The 19,116-nt window shown below is 66.1% G+C and carries 17 protein-coding genes; 6 read left to right on the top strand and 11 right to left on the bottom strand.

Annotated elements, in window-relative coordinates:
* Window positions 1-330 precede the first annotated feature (330 nt).
* The 5 genes from DK261_RS28985 to DK261_RS28965 are packed head-to-tail and all read left to right on the top strand — an operon-like array spanning window position 331 to window position 5,906.
* Entirely contained in the window at window positions 331-1,995 is a 1,665-nt protein-coding gene (locus tag DK261_RS28985) for an AMP-binding protein (protein ID WP_009048950.1), read from the top strand.
* An 18-nt stretch (window positions 1,996-2,013) separates the two neighbouring features.
* The gene (locus DK261_RS28980; RefSeq protein WP_009048951.1) at window positions 2,014-2,775 is read left to right on the top strand and encodes an SDR family NAD(P)-dependent oxidoreductase; all 762 of its coding nucleotides are present in this window, start codon (window positions 2,014-2,016) and stop codon (window positions 2,773-2,775) included.
* Between the two features lie 12 nt (window positions 2,776-2,787).
* Window positions 2,788-3,975: an acetyl-CoA C-acyltransferase gene (locus DK261_RS28975; RefSeq protein ID WP_009048952.1), complete on the top strand. Its 1,188-nt coding sequence runs from the start codon at window positions 2,788-2,790 to the stop codon at window positions 3,973-3,975.
* Between the two features lie 9 nt (window positions 3,976-3,984).
* Window positions 3,985-5,112, top strand: a complete 1,128-nt coding sequence (locus DK261_RS28970) for an acyl-CoA dehydrogenase (RefSeq protein ID WP_110177201.1) — start codon at window positions 3,985-3,987, stop codon at window positions 5,110-5,112.
* 20 nt (window positions 5,113-5,132) lie between these two features.
* A complete protein-coding gene (locus DK261_RS28965) occupies window positions 5,133-5,906 on the top strand; it encodes an enoyl-CoA hydratase (RefSeq protein ID WP_110177199.1) in 774 nt (257 codons plus the stop codon).
* 12 nt (window positions 5,907-5,918) lie between these two features.
* Here the strand turns inward: DK261_RS28965 and DK261_RS28960 are convergent, their stop codons facing one another.
* Complete coding sequence (locus DK261_RS28960; protein WP_256597615.1) at window positions 5,919-7,112, bottom strand: acyl-CoA dehydrogenase family protein; 1,194 nt, start codon at window positions 7,110-7,112, stop codon at window positions 5,919-5,921.
* A gap of 3 nt (window positions 7,113-7,115) precedes the next feature.
* The gene (locus DK261_RS28955) at window positions 7,116-8,237 is read right to left on the bottom strand and encodes an enoyl-CoA hydratase/isomerase family protein (RefSeq protein WP_110177197.1); all 1,122 of its coding nucleotides are present in this window, start codon (window positions 8,235-8,237) and stop codon (window positions 7,116-7,118) included.
* Between the two features lie 260 nt (window positions 8,238-8,497).
* Between DK261_RS28955 and DK261_RS28950 the strand changes: the two genes are divergently transcribed.
* A complete protein-coding gene (locus DK261_RS28950) occupies window positions 8,498-9,361 on the top strand; it encodes a LysR family transcriptional regulator (RefSeq protein WP_007925718.1) in 864 nt (287 codons plus the stop codon).
* A 184-nt stretch (window positions 9,362-9,545) separates the two neighbouring features.
* On the opposite strand, the gene DK261_RS28945 is transcribed toward DK261_RS28950, so the two are convergent.
* From DK261_RS28945 to argH, 9 genes are all read right to left on the bottom strand, one after another.
* The gene (locus DK261_RS28945; protein ID WP_016702913.1) at window positions 9,546-10,253 is read right to left on the bottom strand and encodes an HPP family protein; all 708 of its coding nucleotides are present in this window, start codon (window positions 10,251-10,253) and stop codon (window positions 9,546-9,548) included.
* Between the two features lie 157 nt (window positions 10,254-10,410).
* On the bottom strand, window positions 10,411-11,595 hold the full coding sequence (locus tag DK261_RS28940; RefSeq protein ID WP_110177195.1) for an MFS transporter: 1,185 nt from the start codon (window positions 11,593-11,595) through the stop codon (window positions 10,411-10,413).
* Window positions 11,596-11,638: 43 nt separating this feature from the next.
* A complete protein-coding gene (locus DK261_RS28935) occupies window positions 11,639-12,991 on the bottom strand; it encodes an MmgE/PrpD family protein (protein ID WP_110177193.1) in 1,353 nt (450 codons plus the stop codon).
* Complete coding sequence (locus DK261_RS28930) at window positions 12,988-13,875, bottom strand: polysaccharide deacetylase (RefSeq protein WP_110177191.1); 888 nt, start codon at window positions 13,873-13,875, stop codon at window positions 12,988-12,990. Before DK261_RS28930 ends, DK261_RS28935 begins: the two co-directional genes overlap by 4 nt.
* Window positions 13,868-14,716, bottom strand: a complete 849-nt coding sequence (locus tag DK261_RS28925) for a polysaccharide deacetylase (RefSeq protein WP_009048964.1) — start codon at window positions 14,714-14,716, stop codon at window positions 13,868-13,870. Before DK261_RS28925 ends, DK261_RS28930 begins: the two co-directional genes overlap by 8 nt.
* Before the next feature lie 111 nt (window positions 14,717-14,827).
* A complete protein-coding gene (locus tag DK261_RS28920) occupies window positions 14,828-15,652 on the bottom strand; it encodes an ABC transporter substrate-binding protein (protein WP_110177189.1) in 825 nt (274 codons plus the stop codon).
* 53 nt (window positions 15,653-15,705) lie between these two features.
* Window positions 15,706-16,470, bottom strand: coding sequence for an amino acid ABC transporter ATP-binding protein (locus DK261_RS28915; RefSeq protein ID WP_009043823.1), 765 nt, complete (start codon window positions 16,468-16,470; stop codon window positions 15,706-15,708).
* 21 nt (window positions 16,471-16,491) lie between these two features.
* Window positions 16,492-17,370 carry an amino acid ABC transporter permease gene (locus DK261_RS28910; protein WP_009048966.1) on the bottom strand — a complete coding sequence of 293 codons (879 nt, stop codon included), beginning with the start codon at window positions 17,368-17,370 and terminating at the stop codon, window positions 16,492-16,494.
* A gap of 113 nt (window positions 17,371-17,483) precedes the next feature.
* A complete protein-coding gene (argH, locus tag DK261_RS28905; protein ID WP_110177187.1) occupies window positions 17,484-18,911 on the bottom strand; it encodes an argininosuccinate lyase in 1,428 nt (475 codons plus the stop codon).
* Window positions 18,912-19,116 lie beyond the last annotated feature (205 nt).

Here is a 19,116-nt window from a genome sequence, read left to right as displayed (position 1 = left end):
ATCCCTGTAGCCGCTGTCGCAGGCTGCGATCGACCGGAACCGTCGCAAAGGCGTGCGGCGCGGTGTTTCTGATGCACCGCGTCAAGGCTGATAGCGAGTCCTGCGGCCTCGATCGCAGCCTGCGGCAGCGGCTACGGGGAGCTTGGGTAGCCGCTGTCGCTCGGCAGCGGCTACAGGGCGCCTAGTCGTTTTGGCTAGCACGGGGTTCTTGGCCAAACCAGTCACGCAACTTGAAAGCTTTGACCATTGTCCCGTTGGGGCCGTGGCGCCAGTATTTGCCCGATGTTTTTGTAGTTCCCATCCTAATAAGAACAGCGAGGGATTCTGGCAATGCGCGATTACCTGTCTGCCACGGCACACTTCAATTACCAGCACACCGTCGATGCGGCCCTGCAGGGCTCCTTGTCGGCACTCAATGCCTGCGTCGAATGCTGTGACCGGCACGCCTTGCCGGGGCGCATCGCATTGTTCTGGGAGGGCCGCGACGGCAGCAGTGCGACCTACACCTTCAGCGAATTGCAGGACCAGGCCGCGCGTTTCGCCAACTTCCTCCTGGCCCAGGGCGTGGGCAAGGGCGACAAGGTCGCCGGCCTGCTGCCGCGCAACGTCGAACTGCTGATCGCGGTGCTCGCCACCTGGCGCATCGGCGCGGTCTACCAGCCGCTGTTCACCGCCTTCGGCCCCAAGGCCATCGAACACCGCCTGAACAGCTCCGGGGCCAAAGTGGTGGTGACCGACGCGGTCAACCGGCCAAAGCTCAATGAGGTGGCCGACTGCCCGACCATCGTCACGGTCGCGGGCACCAAGGGCCAGGGCATCGTCCGTGGCGACTTCAGTTTCTGGGCCGAGCTGGGCAATTACCCGGCGCAGTGTGAACCCGTGCTGCTGACGGGCGAAGACCCGTTCCTGCTGATGTTCACCTCCGGCACCACCGGCCCGTCCAAGGCCCTGTACGTGCCGCTCAAGGCCATCGTCGCGTTCCAGAGCTACACCCGCGACGCCGTCGACCTGCGTCCCGAGGACGCGTTCTGGAACGTCGCCGACCCGGGCTGGGCCTACGGCATCTATTTTGGCGTCACCGGCCCGTTGGGCCTGGGCCACCCGATCACCTTCTACGATGGGCCCTTCACCCTGGAAAGCACCTGCCGGGTGATCAACAAATACGGGATCAGCAACCTCACCGGTTCGCCGACCGCCTACCGCCTGCTGATTGCCGGCGGCGACGAGTTCGCCCGCTCGATCAAGGGCAAGCTGCGCATCGTCAGCAGCGCCGGCGAGCCGCTGAACCCGGAGGTGATCCGCTGGTTCGCCGACAACCTCGGCGTGGTGATCCATGACCATTACGGCCAGACCGAGCTGGGCATGGTCCTGTGCAACCACCATGGCCTGGAGCATCCGGTGCATGTCGGCGCGGCCGGTTTCGCCTCGCCGGGCCACCGCATCGTGGTGCTCGACGAGCAGCACCAGGAACTCTCGGTGGGCCAGCCGGGGATCCTCGCCATCGACCGCAGCCAGTCGCCGATGTGCTGGTTCAACGGCTACGACGGCGTGGTGACCAAGGCCTTCGTCGGCCACTACTACCTCAGCGGCGACACCGTGGAGCTGAACCCGGACGGCAGCATCAGCTTCGTCGGCCGCAGCGACGATGTGATCACCACCTCGGGTTACCGGGTCGGCCCGTTCGACGTGGAAAGCGCGCTGATCGAGCACCCGGCGGTGGTCGAGGCGGCGGTGATCGGCAAGCCCGATCCGGAGCGCACCGAGCTGGTCAAGGCCTTCGTCGTGCTCAGCCCGCAATACCGCGCCGCGCCGGAGCTGGCCGAAGAGCTGCGCCAGCATGTGCGCAAGCGCCTGGCCGCGCACTCGTACCCCCGTGAAATCGAATTTGTCAGCGAATTGCCGAAAACCCCAAGCGGCAAGTTGCAGCGCTTCATCCTGCGCAACCAGGAAATCGCCAAGGCTCAAGAGGCCGCGGCGCACAAGGCTTCGGCCTGAATTACCCAGGAACTCATGATGCACATCGAAAACAAGGTTTTTCTCGTCAGCGGCGGCGCTTCCGGTCTCGGTGCGGCCACCGCGCAGATGCTGGTCAAGGCCGGCGCCCAGGTGATGCTGGTGGACCTCAATGCCGAGGCCGTCGCGGCCCAGGCGCAGCAGCTCGGCTGCCGGAGCACGGTCGCCGATATCACTGACGAAGCGGCCGCCGAAGCGGCGGTGCAGGCCACGCTCAAGGCGTTCGGCAGCCTGCATGGGCTGGTCAACTGCGCCGGGATCGTGCGCGGCGAGAAGATCCTCGGCAAGCACGGTCCGCATGCCCTGGCCAGCTTCAGCCAGGTGATCAACGTCAACCTGATCGGCAGTTTCAACCTGATGCGCCTGGCCGCCGCGGCCATCGCCAATAGCGAACCGAACGCCGACGGCGAGCGCGGGGTAATCATCAACACCGCTTCGGCGGCAGCCTTCGACGGGCAGATCGGCCAGGCCGCCTATGCCGCGTCCAAGGGCGCGATCGCCAGCCTGACCCTGCCGGCCGCCCGCGAACTGGCGCGCTTCGGCATCCGGGTGATGACCATCGCCCCGGGCATTTTCGAAACCCCGATGATGGCCGGCATGAGCGACGAAGTCCGCGCTTCCCTGGCCGCCGGCGTGCCGTTCCCGCCACGCCTGGGCAAGCCGGACGAGTACGCCGCGCTGGTCGGGCATATCATTAGCAACAGCATGCTCAATGGCGAGGTGATCCGTCTCGACGGCGCCTTGCGCATGGCAGCCAAGTAAGGAGGACTCTTCATGAACCAAGATCCGATCGTTATCGTCAGCGCCGTCCGCACCCCGATGGGCGGTTTCCAGGGCGAGCTGAAAAGCCTGACCGCGCCGCAACTCGGCGCCGCCGCGATCAAGGCCGCGGTGGAGCGCGCTGGAGTGGCCAGCGACAGCGTCGATGAAGTGCTGTTCGGCTGCGTGCTGCCGGCCGGTCTCGGCCAGGCGCCGGCCCGTCAGGCGGCGCTGGGCGCCGGGCTGGACAAGGCCACCCGCTGCACCACCCTGAACAAGATGTGCGGCTCCGGCATGGCCGCGACCATCGCCGCCCACGACATGCTGCTGGCCGGCAGCGCCGAGGTGGTGATCGCCGGCGGCATGGAAAGCATGTCTAACGCGCCGTACCTGCTGGATCGCGCCCGCAGCGGCTACCGCATGGGCCACGGGCGGGTGCTCGACCATATGTTCCTCGACGGCCTCGAGGATGCCTACGACAAGGGCCGGCTGATGGGCACCTTCGCCGAAGACTGCGCCGAGACCAACGGCTTCAGCCGCGAAGCCCAGGACGCCTTCGCGGTGGCCTCGCTGACCCGCGCCCAGCAGGCGATCAAGGACGGCAGCTTCAAGGCGGAAATCGTGCCGCTGCAGGTCACTGTCGGCAAGGAACAGCAGACCATCAGCGACGACGAACAACCGCCCAAGGCCAAGCTGGACAAGATCGCCACGCTGAAACCGGCGTTCCGCGACGGCGGCACGGTTACCGCAGCCAACTCCAGTTCGATCTCCGACGGCGCCGCGGCCCTGGTGCTGATGCGCCGTTCCGAGGCCGAGAAACGTGGCCTCAAGCCTCTGGCGGTGATCCACGGTCACGCGGCGTTCGCCGATACCCCGGGGCTGTTCCCGGTGGCGCCGGTCGGGGCGATCAAGAAACTGCTGAAGAAGACCGGCTGGTCGCTGGACCAGGTCGAGCTGTTCGAAATCAATGAAGCCTTTGCCGTGGTCAGCCTGGTCACCATGCAAAAGCTGGAAATCCCCCACGACAAGGTCAACGTCCACGGTGGCGCCTGCGCCCTGGGCCACCCGATCGGCGCGTCCGGCGCGCGGATCCTCGTGACCCTGCTCTCGGCCCTGCGCCAGAAAGGCCTGAAGCGCGGCGTCGCGGCGATCTGCATCGGCGGCGGCGAAGCCACGGCCATGGCCGTCGAATGCCTGTATTAAGGAATCACCATGCTGCCTAATGACGAACAACAGCAGATCAGCGACGCGGCCCGGCAGTTCGCCCAGGAACGCCTGAAGCCGTTCGCCGCCGAGTGGGACCGCGAGCATCGCTTCCCCCGCGAGGCCATCGGCGAGATGGCCGGGCTGGGCTTCTTCGGCATGCTGGTGCCGGAGCAGTGGGGCGGTTGCGACACCGGTTACCTGGCCTATGCCATGGCCCTGGAAGAGATCGCCGCCGGCGACGGCGCCTGCTCGACCATCATGAGCGTGCACAACTCGGTGGGTTGCGTGCCGATCCTCAAGTTCGGCAACGACGAGCAGAAGGAGCGTTTCCTCAAGCCCCTGGCCAGCGGCGCGATGCTCGGCGCCTTCGCCCTGACCGAACCCCAGGCCGGCTCCGACGCCAGCAGCCTGAAAACCCGGGCGCGGCTGGAGGGCGAGCATTACGTGCTCAACGGCTGCAAGCAGTTCATTACCTCCGGGCAGAACGCCGGGGTGGTGATAGTGTTCGCGGTGACCGACCCGGCGGCCGGCAAGCGCGGCATCAGCGCCTTTATCGTGCCCACCGACGCGCCGGGCTACAGCGTCGCGCGAGTGGAAGACAAGCTCGGCCAGCACGCCTCCGACACCTGCCAGATCCTTTTCGAGGATGTGAAGGTGCCGGTGGCCAACCGCCTGGGCGAGGAGGGCGAGGGCTACAAGATCGCCCTGGCCAACCTCGAAGGCGGTCGCGTGGGCATCGCCTCGCAATCGGTGGGCATGGCCCGCGCGGCTTTCGAGGCTGCCCGTGACTATGCCCGCGAACGGCAGAGCTTCGGCAAGCCGATCATCGAGCATCAGGCGGTGGCTTTCCGCCTGGCGGACATGGCCACCCAGATCGCCGTGGCGCGGCAGATGGTGCACTACGCCGCGGCCCTGCGCGACAGCGGCAAGCCGGCGCTGGTGGAGGCGTCGATGGCCAAGCTGTTCGCTTCGGAAATGGCCGAGAAGGTCTGTTCCGCCGCCTTGCAAACCCTGGGCGGCTATGGCTACTTGAACGACTTTCCGCTGGAGCGCATCTACCGCGACGTGCGGGTCTGCCAGATCTACGAAGGCACCAGCGACATTCAGCGCATGGTCATTTCGCGCAACCTCTGACTTTTAGCAGGAGCTGATCCATGAGTTACGAAACCATTCTGTTGGAGATCAAGGACCGCGTCGGCCTGATCACCCTCAACCGCCCGCAGGCGCTGAACGCCCTCAACGCACAGATCGTCAGCGAAGTGAACCAGGCCCTGGACAGCCTGGAAGCCAATCCGCAAATCGGCTGCATCGTCCTCACCGGCTCGAAGAAAGCCTTCGCCGCCGGTGCCGACATCAAGGAAATGGCCGAGCTGACCTACCCGCAGATCTACATGGACGACCTGTTCAGCGACAGCGACCGGGTGGCCAACCGGCGTAAGCCGATCATCGCCGCGGTCAATGGTTTTGCCCTGGGCGGCGGCTGCGAGCTGGCGCTGATGTGCGACTTCATCCTGGCCGGCGACAACGCCAAGTTCGGCCAGCCGGAAATCAACCTTGGCGTGCTGCCGGGCATGGGCGGCACCCAGCGCCTGACCCGCGCGGTGGGCAAGGCCAAGGCCATGGAAATGTGCCTGACCGGGCGTTTCATCGATGCGGTGGAAGCCGAGCGTTGCGGCATCGTCGCGCGCATCGTGCCGGCCGATGAGCTGCTGGACGAAGCGCTGAAAGTCGCGGCGCTGATCGCCGCCAAGTCGGTGCCCGTGAGCATGATGATCAAGGAAAGCGTGAACCGCGCCTTCGAAGTCAGCCTGTCGGAAGGCGTGCGTTTCGAGCGCCGGGTGTTCCACGCGGCCTTCGCCACCGAGGATCAGAAGGAAGGCATGGCGGCGTTCATTGCCAAGCGCGAGGCGCAGTTCATGGACAAATAGTCCGGGCTGTCGTTACCCATAAAAAATCGCAGCCAAGGCTGCGGTTTTTATTTGTGCGGTGTCTGTGAAGACGCTATCGCGGGCAATCAACATGCGCTGGATCTCGCTGGAGCCTTCGTAGATCTGGGTGATCCGCGCGTCCCGGTAGTAACGCTCCACCGGGTAGTCCTCGAGGTAGCCGTAGCCACCGTGGATCTGGATCGCCGAGGAGCAGACCTGCTCGGCCATTTCCGAGGCGAACAGCTTGGCCTGGGAGGCTTCCGACAGGCACGGCTGGCCGGCGCTGCGCAGGCGCGCGGCATGCAGGATCAGCAGGCGCGCGGCGTTGAGGCGGGTGTGCATGTCGGCCAGCAGGTTGGCGATGCTCTGGTGCTCGATGATCGGCTTGTCGAACTGCACCCGCTCGCGGGCGTAGGCCAGCGCCGCCTCGAACGCGGCGCGGGCGATGCCCAGGGCCTGGGCGGCGATGCCGATGCGGCCGCCTTCGAGGTTGGACAGGGCGATGGCCAGGCCCTTGCCGCGCTCGCCCAGCAGGTTGGCCTCGGGGACGGTGCATTGGTTGAAGGTCACCGCGCAGGTGTCCGAGGCGCGGATGCCCATCTTGTGTTCGCTGCGGTCGACGACAAAACCCGGGGTGTCGGTGGGCACCAGGAACGCCGACAGGCCTTTCTTGCCCAAGTCCGGATCGGTCACCGCGAAGACGATGGCCAGCTTGGCGCGCCGGCCGTTGCTGACGAACTGCTTGGCGCCGTTGATCACCCACTGGCCGTCCTTGAGTTCGGCGCGGGTGCGCAGGTTGTGGGCTTCGGAACCGGCCTGGGGTTCGGTCAGGCAGAAGCAGCCGATCGCCTGGCCGCTGGCCAGGTCCGCCAGCCAGGTCTGTTTCTGTTCCTCGCTGCCGTAGTTGAGGATCGGCCCGCAGCCCACCGAGTTGTGGATGCTCATCAGCGCGCCGGTGGCGCCGTCGCCGGCGGAGATTTCTTCCACCGCCAGGGCATAGGCCACGTAGTCGACATAGGTGCCGCCCCATTCCTCGGGGACCACCATGCCCAGCAGGCCCAGCTCGCCCATCTTCGCCACCAGGGCGTCGTCGATCCAGCCGGCCTTTTCCCAGGCTTGGGCGTGGGGGGCGATTTCACCGCGGGCGAAGTCCCGGGCCATGTCGCGGATCATCACCTGCTCTTCGCTCAATTCAATGTCGTGCATGGCTCAGCTCCGGCTCGGGTCGAAAGTGCTGAAGAAACTCGCCACGTGCGCGGCGTCCAGCGCCTGCAGGGTGGGCGGGTTCCAGCGTGGGTTCTTGTCTTTGTCGATCAGCAGGGCGCGCACGCCCTCGATCAGGTCGCCGCGCTCGAACCACTGGCGGTCCAGGTGCAGCTCCAGGGCGAAACACTGTTCCAGGCTCAGCTGGCGACCGCGCCGGAGCATTTCCAGGGTCACCGCCATGGCCAGGGGCGAGCGGGTCGCCAGCAGGTCGGCGGTGCTGCTGGCCCATTCGTGGGTATCGCCAACGGTCACTTCGCGCAACTGTTGCACGATGCTCGGCACGTCGGCCTGGGCGAAGAAATGGTCGATGGCCGGGCGCAGCGCCGCCAGCGGCGCGTCCGGCAACTGCTGCACGGCGAGCTTGGCCAGCAGGCCTTGCAGGTCCTTGAGCGGGGTGTCGCGCCATTGCAGGTTGTCGAGGCGCTGATCCAGCAGGCTCAGTTGGTCGCTCTCCAGGTACCAGTCCGCCAGCCCGCAGTAAAGGGCATCGGCGGCGCGGATCTGCACGCCGCTGACCCCCAGGTAGACGCCCAGCTCGCCGGGGATGCGCGACAGGAAGTAGCTGCCGCCGACATCCGGGAAATAACCGATGGCCACTTCCGGCATCGCCAGGCGGCTGCGCTCGGTGACCAGCCGCAGGTCGGCGCCCTGGACCAGGCCCATGCCGCCGCCGAGGACAAAACCGTCCATCAGCGCCAGCACCGGCTTGCGGTAATGGTGGATCGCCAGGTCCAGCGCGTATTCCTCGACGAAGAACGCCTCATGCAGGGTCTGGCCGTTCTTGTAGCTGTCGTAGAGGGTGCGGATATCGCCGCCGGCGCAGAAGGCTTTTTCGCCGGCGCCGCGCAGGACCACCGCGTGCACCTGCGGGTCCTGGGCCCAGGCATCGAGCTGGCGCTGCAGGGTGCGCACCATGCCGAGGGTGATGGCATTGAGGCCGGCGGGGCGGTTGAGGGTCAGGTGACCAATATGGTTGCGGACTTCGGCCAGCACGTCCTGTTGCGAGGCCTCGACCGACGTGGCGCCGGCGTCTCGCGTGGCCTGGGATGGAACCTGAGCAGTCATCACTAACTCCCTGCTTTTATTGTTCTTTATAGGTGTGTTCGCGCGCGAACGATGAGGGATCGTAACAGTGCAAATTTGCCATGTACAACCCGGATAACTGCAGGTTGGCTGTGCATTTTTGCATGAGGCGCAGATGCCCTCGACGCTGTTTGTCGTGCCGTCCGGGCCAGTATGGCGAGCCCGTATTTATCCGCTGTCCAGGCGCACCGGACGACCAGCGCCGCTACAATGGCGCTCGACTTTCGTGACCCAGAGGCAACATGGACATCGACCTGGCCCGCACCTTTTTGCAAATCGTCCGCAGCGGCAGCCTGATCGCCGCGGCCGAGCGCTTGCACCTGACCCAGACCGCGATCAGCGCCCGGGTGCAGAACCTCGAAGGCCAGCTCAACTGCAAGCTGTTCGTGCGCAACCGCGCCGGGGCCCGGCTGACCGCCGACGGCGAGGCGTTCATCGTCTATGCCAACCAGCTGGTGCAGACCTGGGAGGCCGCCCAGCGCGACCTGCCGTTGCTGGCCGGTTATCGCAACGTGCTGCACATCGGCGGTGAAGTCAGCCTGTGCAATCCGTTGATGCTCAACTGGGTGCGCCGCCTGCGCCAGGCGATTCCCAGCCACGCCGTGCGCAGCCAGATCGCCGAGGGCGCGAGCCTGCAACGCCAGCTGGAGTTGGGTGTGCTGGATGCGGCGCTGGTGTTCCAGCCGGTGTATGGGCCGGGGTTGCAGGTCGAGCAGTTGCTCGAGGAAAAGCTGATCCTGGTGCGCCTGGCCGGCAAACCCGAGCCTTATGTGTACATCGACTGGGGCGAGGATTTCCGCCGCCAGCACGACGCGGCGCTGCCGGACCAGGCCAAGGCCGCGGTGGGTTTCAACCTCGGGCCGCTGGCCTTGCAGTTCATCCTCGAAGGCGGCGGCAGCGGCTACTTCCGTACCCGGGTGGTGCAAAGCTACCTGGACAGCGGCGTGCTGGAACGGGTGGAAAAGGCCCCGGAGTTCAACTTCCCGACCTACCTGCTGTACGCCCGCGAACGGGATTCGGCCCAGCTGCAGCAGGCCTTCGAAGTGCTGCGCGAAGTCATCGCCAGCGACACCGACTGGTCGCAGCGTTGGGATCCGATGATCTGACTTAAAAAACGCGGCATCTGGTTTTACGACTGCTTCGCCCGAACGCGGACCGGGCCGATCGCAGCCTTCGGCAGCGGCTACAGGGACCGCGGTGTTTGTGTAGCCGCTGCCGAGCCTGCGAGGCTGCGATCGGCAACGCAGTTGCCGTCAAACCTGAGTCCGCGATCTGTCCGGATAACCCCGATCACACCCGCGACGCCAACACCTCGCCAATACTGCGCCGGCGCGCATGGGCTTCGCTGGCATGGATCAGCTGTTCCAGGTCTTGCGGGGTGACGTCGAAGAACTCCTGCATCTCATCCAGCGCCAGCTTGAGGTCGGCGGCGGTGATGGCCAGGGCATCGGTGGATGGCTGCTCGGCGGGCAGCCTGGTGGCGGATTCACTCTGGCCCTTGGGGTAGCGGATGCGGGTCAGGTTGTTGTAGGCCAGGGCGCTGAGCAACAGGCACAGGGCCGCCAGCATCACCGGGCCGAGGGCCAGCCAGTCGAGGGCGATGGTCGCCGGGTCGGCCAGCACCATCGTCAGGGCCACCGCGCCGGCCGGCGGGTGCAGGCAACGCAGCCAGCACATCAGCACCAGGGACATGCCGGCGGCCAGGCAGGCGCTGCCCAGGGTACGCCCGAGCACATGGGATACCAGCAACGCCAGGACCGCGGCGCACAGGTAGCCGCCGAGGATCGACCAGGGTTGCGCCAGCGCCCCGGACGACACCGCGAACAGCAGCACCGCCGAAGCCCCCAGCGGGCCGATCAGGTGCAGCGCCACCTCCATGCCGAACACCCGGCTGCACAACCAGACACTGAACAGCGTGCCCAAGGCCATGCCGAGCGCGGCGCGGCTCCATTCCGAGGGGCGGGTATTGATGGCGGCGGGTTTCCAGCGAGCAAGCATGACGAAGCGATCCAATTCCGGTTCAGCGGGCAAAAAGAAGGGCTTGTCTGGATTACCAGAAAGCCCTGAAGCGTTCCAACATTTGGGGGGAGGAACCGGCACAGTGTGCCGATCAATCGAAGTGCCTACAAATTCATAATAATGCTGTTTAAGTGCACTATTTTTGCACTATCGCAACCTGCGCCACCCGCCGTCCGCTGATGAAACACAGCAGCCCGCCGAGGGCGGTCAAGGCGCTCAGGGCATAGAACATGGTCGGTGCCGGGGTGTGCACCAGCAGATAGCCGCAGATCACCGGGCTCAAGGCGCCGCCCAGGGCCGCGAGGTTCTGCGCGCCGTAATAGCTGCCGCGCAGTGCCTCGGGGGCCAGGGTGTCGATGAACAGGAATTCCGCCGGGTAGATGATCATCTCGCCGAGGGTGAAGACGAACATCGCCAGGCACCAGCCCAGCAGGCTGTCGGCCAGGCTGAAGCCGATCAGGCCGAGGATGAACAGGCTGGTGCCGACGGCGATCCAGTAGCGCAATTGTTCGCGCTTGAGGAAGCGGCCGATCTGGTACTGCAGCAGGATCACGCTGATGGCGTTGCAGGCCAGCAGGGCGGCCATGGTGTCGAGGGCGCTTTTCGCGTCTTCGGTGACCAGCAGATACTGCGACAGGTACAGGGTGAAACGCCCGTGGACGATGGTGCTGAGCAGGCAGCCGCAGGTGAACATGATCAGCGTGCGGTCGTTTTTCAGGGTCACCAGGGTATTGAGGAAACTCTGCGGCTTGCTCAGCGAGGACAGGCCCGGCGTGGGTGGAATGCCGCGCATCAGCAGGGTGCTGAGAAAGGCGATGGCGCCGGCGATCAGGAACGGCGCCAGCGGCAGTTGCCCGGCGATCACCACGCCGAGCATGGGGCCGGTGGCGTAGCCGATATTGGTCAGGGTGTAGCGCAGGGAGAACACCTTGGCCCGCTGACTCACCGGCAGGTTTTCGCTGATGATCGCCTTGGAACCGATCAGGAACAGCGCCGAGGCGGTTTCGGTGATCACCAGGATCGCGGTGGTCAGGTAGAGGTTGTGGGCGAAGGTCAGCAGCACAAAACCGATGCCGCTGGAGAGCATGGTCAGGATCAGCAGCCGGCGCTTGTCCAGGCGATCGAGGATGTAGCCGCCATAGAGCGCGAGCAGGGTGGCGATGAACACCGCGATCCCCAGCAGCAGGCCGACGTCCTGCTGATCGAGGCTGAGTTTTTCGCTGAGGAACAGGGTGAGCAGGGGGCTGGTGATGGCGCGACTGACGACAATGGTCAGCGAGCAGATCATCAGGCGGCGGATAACCAGCGAATAAGTGGCCACGGTGGTGCACGAGTCCTTGTTGTCTGAGTGGGCTATGGGAGGCCTATGGTTGGAGCCAGCGGTCCAGCACGGCGACGGATTCCATATCCGCCAGCCGCCACAACTGTTGCAGCAATTCGCCGGCCCGTTCGGCGGGCAGCACCCGGGTCGCCAGGCTGAGAAACTTTTCTTGCAGCGCCTGATCGCCGAGCGGGTTGCCCGGCGCGCCCAACGGTACCCCGACGCACAGGCTGGCCTGGCGCCCGTCACGGGTACGCAGGGTGACCACGGGCTCACCATCCTCTGACAGTTGTGGATCCACTTCAAGGCGGATCCGTGCCATGGCGCTGGCGATCCGCGGTGTTTCGCGGCACGGGCGATCATAGGCATCCAGCCCGGCATGGCCATGCACCAGGCGTGCCGCGAGGGCGTAGGGCAGGCTCATCTGCGCGGCGGCCAGGGAGTCGATGGCGCGACTGCCGCACATGCCGTCGAGGAAGGCGCAGAGGGACACCTGAATGTCTTCCACCTGATCCGCCGTCACCTGCAGTTGTTCGAGCAACAGGCCCAGGGCATCGATGGCCGAGTGGGTGCCCCGGCAGGAGGCATAAGGCTTGATCGAGCAGCGTGCGAGCTTCCACACCTGGCCCAGGTTTTCGTCCAGGGCCTGGGGGATCGCATCGCTGCCGGCCAGGGTCTTGAGGAAGCCGCCCCAGACCTCCTCGAACAGCTGGCCCGGCCCGGTCACGCCTTGCCGGGCCAGCCGCGCGGCCAGCAGACCGCCTTCGGCCGCCCGGCCGCTGTGCAGTTTCTTGCTGTGCGAACCGTCGTGAATAAAGGCCCAGAGCCCGCCGCTGAAGCTGCCGGCCAGGCCCAGGGCCGAGCCCATCTGCCGGGCATCGAGGCCGAGCACCCGGCCGCAGGCGACGGCTGCGCCGAATACTCCGCAGGTGGCGGTGGAATGCCAACCGGCGCCGTTGTGGGCGGAATAACCGCCGCAGGCTTCCAGTACCCGGCGCCCGACTTCGTAACCCATGACCACCGCGGTGAGCAGTTCGCGGCCGCTGAGTGTGGTGCCCCGCAGGCTGACGGCGGCCATCACCGCCGGCAGCACCACCGCCCCGGAATGGTCGCAGCCGCCGGTGTCGTCCAGCTCCAGGGCATGGGCGGCGATGCCGTTGAGCAAGGCCGCCAGGGTGGCGCTGGTGCTCAGGTCGGTGCCCCATACCCGACTGGGGCCGGTTTCGTCGCCGAGGGCCTGTCGCGCCGCCGCGGCGACTTCGCTGTGCGCCCCGGCCAGCGCGGCACCGAAGGTGTCGAGGATATGCCGGGTGGCCTGGGCCACCAGGGCCGGGGGCAGGTCTTCGAAACGGCTGTCGACGCAGAATTGCGCCAGGCGTTGCAAACGATCGGTCATGGCAGGTAGGCCCGATAGTGACGTTCATAAATCGCCGCGGGGTGATCCTCCGCCAGCGGTTGCGCGCGTTCCGCCCACCACTGGGCGATTTCGCCGGCGCGGGCGATCCACGCATCCTCGTGCCGCTGGATGCCCTGCAACAGCTCGCGCAGCAGGCCGATGCGCCCCGGGGTGGCGATGATCTCCGGGTGCAGGCGCAGCACGTAGAGCAGGCCGAAGCGGTGGAAGCCGGCGAAGTCCAACTGCAGGTTGCCCAGGGTGTGGCTGTAGGAGGCGATCCGCGATTGCCCCGGCGGTACCGCCGGGCTGAGGTTGAAGGCGAAGTAGGGCTCGTCTTCCAGCTCGTAGTGCAGGGGCAGCTCTATCACTTGCGGCCGGGTCGCGTGGGGGAAGGGCAGGTCATCGCCGCGCCAGGACGACGACCAGCGAATGCCTTGCCCATGCAGCGCCTCGACGAACCCCGGGGCCCAGTTGCCGGCCGGAATGCGAAAGCCCCTGGGGCGCTGGCCGGTGAGGTCGGCCAGGGCCTGGCAACCGCGTTGCAGTTCCAGCTGCTGTTCGGCCAGGCTCAAGCGGTCGTAGTTGGCGTGGCGATAACCGGCGCAGGCGATTTCATGCCCGGCGGCCTGGATCGCCCGTACATGCCCGGGGTTTTCCTCGGCCACGATCCCCGGAACGAACCAGGTGGCCGGCACCCGCAGTTCGTCGAGCAGCGCCAGCAGGCGTTCGACGCCGCGCTGGCTGCCATAGCGCCAGACCGACAGGGTCTTGTCGCGCCCGGCCACTTCCGGGGCCTGGGTGAGGATGCCGTGGATGTCGTTGTAGTCGACCGTCACCGCCACGGCGCAGCGGTAGCCCTGGGGCCAGGCCTGGGGTTCAGCCATGGTGATGCTCCTTGAGCCACCAGCGGGCGACGTCGCGGCAGGTGGCGAACCACACGTCCTGGCGCTGGCGCATATGTTCGAACAGGCGCTCCAGCAGCAGGATGCGCCCGGGTTTGCCGGTGATCTTGGGGTGGAACAGGGTGGTCAGGCACAGCCCTTCGTCCATGGCGCCGTCGTACTCGCGGCGCCAGTTGTCCAGGGTCAGCTCGTAGCTGGCAGTGCGGTCCAGGCCCGCGGGGAAATCGGGGGCGCGGGTGTAGGCGATGGAGGCGTAGTCGTCCATCTCCCAGCGTCCGGGGATCTCCACCAGCGGCGTGGCATGGCCCGGCACCCGGACCAGGTACGGGCGGTCGTCGCCGCGCATGCTGCTGGAGTAAGTGACGCCGGCTTCCACCAGCATGGCCGGGGTCTCGGCCCGCCAGTCGCCGGACGGGGTACGGAAACCTTCGGCGCGGATATTCAGGTGCTTCCAGAACACCTCGCGGGATTTGGCCATGACTGCTTTCTGCTGCTCCAGGGGCAGGGCATAGAAGGACTCATGCCGGTAGCCGTGGTAGGCCACCTCGTGCCCGCGCTCGACGATCGCCTGGCATTGCCTGGGCCAGTTCTCCACCACCCAGGCCGGAACGAAAAAGGTGGTCGGGATCCGGAAGGCATCGAGCAGGTCGAGCAAGCGCGGCAGGGCCCGATAGGGGCCGTAGCCGCCAAAGCCGAAGTATTCCGGCTTGCGCCAGATCGAGCCGTCGAGCATGGCGTCGCCGGTCGGCCCGTCGAGGTCGAAGGCCAGGGCCAGGCACGCCTGGTGCCCGTCCGGCCAGGTGGGTTGGGGTGAGGAGGACATCGATAGCGCTCCAGTCATTGGGGCGGGCCGGTTTGCCCGCCATCCGCCGAGCAATAGCCACCTCCCGCGGACACGAATGGGCTCGCGCCCGCGGGGGGATTGCTCGGGTGGTTATTTACCGGCGTTGAGGGTCACGGTCTTGATCGCGCCCAGCTCCAGGTTCCATTTTTTCAGGATGGTCTGGTAGCTGCCGTCGTCGACCATGCTTTGCAGCGCGCTCTTCAGGGCTTCGGCCAGCTCGGGCTTCTTGTTGCTCACGCCCAGGCCGGTGAACTGCTCGGAGATCGGCAGGCCCAGGGTCTTGTAGGTGTCCTTTTCCTGGGTCTTGAGGTACGGCAGGGTCTCGCTGCCTTGCATGGCCGCGTCGATGCGGCTCTGGCGCAGTTGGGCGCGGGCGTCGGCCGAACCTTCGGCGCCGATCACCACCACCGCCGGCTTGCCATGGGCTTCGCAGTTGGCCTTGCTCCAGGTGGCGATTTCCGCCGGGAAGGTGGTGCGACGGCTGGTGCCGACCTTCTTCCCGCACAGGTCGGTGGCTTCGTTGATCGCGGTGTTTTTCTGCAGGGTGTAGAACTGCGGCCCGCTGGTGAAGTAGTCGACGAAGGTCACGCTCTTCTGCCGCTCGGCGGTGTCGGTCATGCCCGACAGCACCGCGTCCACGCGGTCGGTGGTCAGGGCGTTGATCATTTGCTCGAAGCCGGTTTCCTGCCAGGCGATCTTCACCCCCAGGCGCTCGGCCAGGGCGTTGCCCAGGTCGTAGTCGAGGCCGGTGAGCTGGTTGGTGGCCGGGTCCTTGAAGTCCATCGGCGGGTAGTTGGGCATGATCGCTACGACGATCTCGCCCTTGGCCTTGAGGCTGGCGGGCAGCTCGGCGGCGAAGGTCAAGCTGCTGGCCATCAGGCTTGCGAGTACTGCTGGAATGACGAAGTTCTTCATGGTCGTTCTCTTATGAGTGTTGTGAGGTCCGCTCCGGGTTTGCGAGCTCGGGCCTAGGTTCGAACGGCAGAAATGAAGCTTTGGGTGCGCGGGTTTTGTGGGCTTATTAGTATTTCTTCGGGGCTTCCAGCCTCCACGATCTGGCCGCCGTCCATGAACACCATGCGGTTGGAAACCTCCCGGGCGAAGCCCAGTTCATGGGTGACGACGATCATGGTCATGCCGGTCTGCGCCAGGTCGCGCATCACCGACAGCACCTCACCGACCAGTTCCGGGTCGAGTGCCGAAGTGGGTTCATCGAACAGCATCAGCTTGGGCCGCATGGCCAGGGCGCGGGCGATCGCCACCCGCTGCTGCTGGCCGCCGGACAGCTCGATCGGGTAGCTGTTGCGCTTGTCGGCCAGGCCCACCCGGGCCAGCAGTTCCAGGGCTTCCTCGTGGGATTCCTTGGGCGAGCGCTTGAGCACCTGGCACGGGCCTTCGACGATGTTTTGCAGCACGGTCATGTGCGGGAACAGGTTGAAGCGCTGGAACACCATGCCGGTGGCCAGGCGCTGGCGGGCGATCTGCGATTCGTTGAGCTCGTGCAGCTTGTTGCCGACGATGCGGTAACCCACCAGCTCGCCGTCGACCCACAGGCCGCCCTTGTCGATCTTCTCCAGCTGGTTGACGCAGCGCAGCAGGGTGCTCTTGCCCGAGCCGGACGGGCCGATGATGCACAGCACTTCGCCTTGCTCGACCTCGATGTTGACGTCCTTGAGGGCGTGGTAGTTGTCGTAGTACTTGTTCAGGCCCACAGCCTTGACGATGTTTCTCATGATCGGATTCTCCAGGGCTGCTTACGAGCGCTTGCCGGCGCCACGGGCGAAACGGCGTTCCAGGCGGCTTTGACCAAAGGACAGGACAGTGACGGCGGCCAGGTACCAGATGCCGGCGACGATCAGCAGCTCCATCACCCGGGCGTTGGCGTAGTAGATGTTCTGGGCGTTGTAGAGCAGTTCCGAGTACTGGATCACGCTGGCCAGGGAGGTCATCTTGACCATGCCGATGAACTCGTTGCCCACCGGCGGGATGATGATGCGCATGGCCTGGGGCAGGATGATCCGGCGCAGGGCCTGCAGGCGAGGCATGCCGATCGACTTGGCGGCCTCGTACTGGCCGGTGTCCACCGACAGCAGGCCGGCGCGCACCACTTCGGCGGTGTAGGCGCCCTGGTTGATGCTCAGGCCGAGCAGGGCGGCCACGAACGGCGTCATCAGGCTCACGGTGTCCAGCTCGAACACCCCGGGAATGCCGATGGTGGGGAAGATCAGCGCCAGGTTGAACCACAGCAGCAGCTGCAGGATCAGCGGCGTACCGCGGAACAGCCAGGTGTAGGTCACGGCCACGTAGCGCAGGATCGGGTTGGCCGACATGCGCATGATCGCGGTGATGACCCCGAACACGATGCCCAGGGCCATGGCCAGGATCGCCATGACCAGGGTGTTGAGCAGGCCGAACAGGATCGCCCGGGACGTGAGGAACTGGCCGATGTACGACCATTCGATCTTGCCTTCGGCGAAGGCCCGGACCAGGCCGACGAGGGCGATGACGATCACCGTGGCGAAGAAGATCCGCCCGTAGTAGCGCCGCGGCACATGTTCGTACTGGGTGATGTCGAACTGGTTTTCGGCTTGTTTGCGCTCGGCGAGGAGGCGCTCTGCCTGGGTCTGGCTCATGGTGTTTCTCCCAACGCAGGCGGATGGCGCCTGCGGTCTGTCGGTCATCATCCCGGCGGAGCGAGCGGGCGGCATCGACGCCGGCTCGCTCCCGCGGGACTGCGTTCAAGGTTTCAGAGACGGAAACCGTCGTACTGCGCGGCCCATTGCCGCTGCGCCGCCAGGGCGGTTTTCAGTCGGGCGATCTGCGTGCGTACCTGTTCCGGCGCGGTGCCGCCCCAACCGCTGCGGGCGGCGATGGCGGCTTCCAGGGTCAGGCTGTCGCGCACCTGCGGGGTCAGGCGCGCATCGATCTCGGCCAGCAGGGCCGGGGACGCTTCCCAGAGTTCGAGGTCGTGTTTTTCGCAGGCCTGGACCAGCGCGCCGGTGATTTCGTGGGCTTCCTTGAATGGCACCCCGCGCACCGCCAGCCAGTCGGCGACTTCGGTGGCCAGGGTGAAACCCAGTGGCGCCTGGCGCCGCAGTTCCTCGACGTTGACGGTCATGGTCGCGACCATCCCGGCCATGGCCGGCAGTACCAGCAGCAGGGTGTCGACGCTGTCGAGCACGCCGTTCTTGTCTTCGCTCAGGTCGCGGTTGTAGGACAGCGGCAACGACTTGAGGGTCGACAGCAGCCCGGTGAGGTTGCCGATCAGCCGGCCGGCCTTGCCCCGCGCCAGCTCGGCGATATCGGGGTTTTTCTTCTGCGGCATGATCGAGCTGCCGGTGGCGTAGGCGTCGTCCAGGGCCACCCAGCGGAACTGCCGCGACGACCACAGGCAGAACTCTTCGGCCAGGCGCGAGATGTTGATCCCGAGCATGCTGGCGACGAACAGGAACTCGGCCACGTGGTCACGGCTGGCCACCGCGTCGATGGAGTTCTCACAGACGCCGGCGTAACCCATTTCCCTCGCCGACTGCTGCGGCTGGCGGGCGATGGCCGAGCCGGCCATGGCCGCTGCGCCCAATGGCGACAGGGCGGTGCGGGCATCCCAGTCCACCAGCCGCTGCACGTCGCGCAGCATCGACTGGGCGTGGGCCAGCAGGTGATGGGCGAAGACGATCGGTTGGGCCTGCTGCAGGTGGGTGAAGCCCGGGCAGATGCTGTCCACATGCTGTTCGGCCTGTTCCACCAGCGCCTGTTGCAGGTCCAGCACCTGCACCGCCAGGGTGCGGACATGGTCGCGCAGGAACAGGCGCAGGTCGTTGGCGGTCTGGTCGTTGCGCGAGCGGCCGGCGCGCAGCTTGCCGCCGAGGGCGCCGAGACGCTCGGTGAGCAGGCGCTCGATGAAGGTGTGTACGTCTTCGTCGTCCAGGGTCGGGCTCACCCGGCCGGCGCGGAAGTCTTCGCCAATGCGTTCCAGGGCCTCGAGCATGGTGCGGGTTTCCTGCTCGTCCAGCAGGCCGGCGCGTTGCAGTTCCCGGGCATGGGCCTTGGAGCCGGCGAGGTCGTAAGGGGTCAGGCGGAAGTAGCGCTCGGGGCAACGCGACAGGGCGGCCAGGGCCTCGGACGGGCCGCTTTTGAAACGGGCGCCCCAGAGGCGATCGGTAGGCTGGTTCATTGTTTTTTCCTCGTCGATAACGCGAATTGAATTCGGTACAGCCGACCGGAAGGACACTCTGACAACCCGCGAAAGGGCATCGGAAAGTCTTCGGGTCAGGCAGGTTTCAAGAGGGCAGTAGCAAGTGGCGAGAACTGATCGAAGTGTCAGTTTTTAATTGCATTGAATCAGCGAGTTGCAGCGGGTCCAGGGAATACTTTGATGG

Origin of the sequence: Pseudomonas sp. RW409 (genome assembly GCF_003184125.1) — a bacterium.
In the GTDB taxonomy this organism is placed as follows: Bacteria; Pseudomonadota; Gammaproteobacteria; order Pseudomonadales; family Pseudomonadaceae; genus Aquipseudomonas; species Aquipseudomonas chlororaphis_I.
This window is presented reverse-complemented; position numbering and strand designations above follow the sequence as displayed.

Excerpts from the sequence above, each read along its gene's own strand:
- DK261_RS28965 (WP_110177199.1), top strand. The coding sequence starts at position 5,133 with ATGAGTTACGAAACCATTCTGTTGGAGATCAAGGACCGCGTCGGCCTG.
- DK261_RS28975 (WP_009048952.1), top strand. The coding sequence starts at position 2,788 with ATGAACCAAGATCCGATCGTTATCGTCAGCGCCGTCCGCACCCCGATG.
- DK261_RS28935 (WP_110177193.1), bottom strand. The coding sequence starts at position 12,991 with ATGACCGATCGTTTGCAACGCCTGGCGCAATTCTGCGTCGACAGCCGT.
- DK261_RS28960 (WP_256597615.1), bottom strand. The coding sequence starts at position 7,112 with ATGCACGACATTGAATTGAGCGAAGAGCAGGTGATGATCCGCGACATG.
- DK261_RS28915 (WP_009043823.1), bottom strand. The coding sequence starts at position 16,470 with ATGAGAAACATCGTCAAGGCTGTGGGCCTGAACAAGTACTACGACAAC.
- DK261_RS28970 (WP_110177201.1), top strand. The coding sequence starts at position 3,985 with ATGCTGCCTAATGACGAACAACAGCAGATCAGCGACGCGGCCCGGCAG.
- DK261_RS28910 (WP_009048966.1), bottom strand. The coding sequence starts at position 17,370 with ATGAGCCAGACCCAGGCAGAGCGCCTCCTCGCCGAGCGCAAACAAGCC.
- DK261_RS28920 (WP_110177189.1), bottom strand. The coding sequence starts at position 15,652 with ATGAAGAACTTCGTCATTCCAGCAGTACTCGCAAGCCTGATGGCCAGC.
- DK261_RS28930 (WP_110177191.1), bottom strand. The coding sequence starts at position 13,875 with ATGGCTGAACCCCAGGCCTGGCCCCAGGGCTACCGCTGCGCCGTGGCG.
- DK261_RS28925 (WP_009048964.1), bottom strand. The coding sequence starts at position 14,716 with ATGTCCTCCTCACCCCAACCCACCTGGCCGGACGGGCACCAGGCGTGC.
- DK261_RS28955 (WP_110177197.1), bottom strand. The coding sequence starts at position 8,237 with ATGACTGCTCAGGTTCCATCCCAGGCCACGCGAGACGCCGGCGCCACG.
- argH (WP_110177187.1), bottom strand. The coding sequence starts at position 18,911 with ATGAACCAGCCTACCGATCGCCTCTGGGGCGCCCGTTTCAAAAGCGGC.
- DK261_RS28945 (WP_016702913.1), bottom strand. The coding sequence starts at position 10,253 with ATGCTTGCTCGCTGGAAACCCGCCGCCATCAATACCCGCCCCTCGGAA.
- DK261_RS28950 (WP_007925718.1), top strand. The coding sequence starts at position 8,498 with ATGGACATCGACCTGGCCCGCACCTTTTTGCAAATCGTCCGCAGCGGC.
- DK261_RS28980 (WP_009048951.1), top strand. The coding sequence starts at position 2,014 with ATGCACATCGAAAACAAGGTTTTTCTCGTCAGCGGCGGCGCTTCCGGT.
- DK261_RS28985 (WP_009048950.1), top strand. The coding sequence starts at position 331 with ATGCGCGATTACCTGTCTGCCACGGCACACTTCAATTACCAGCACACC.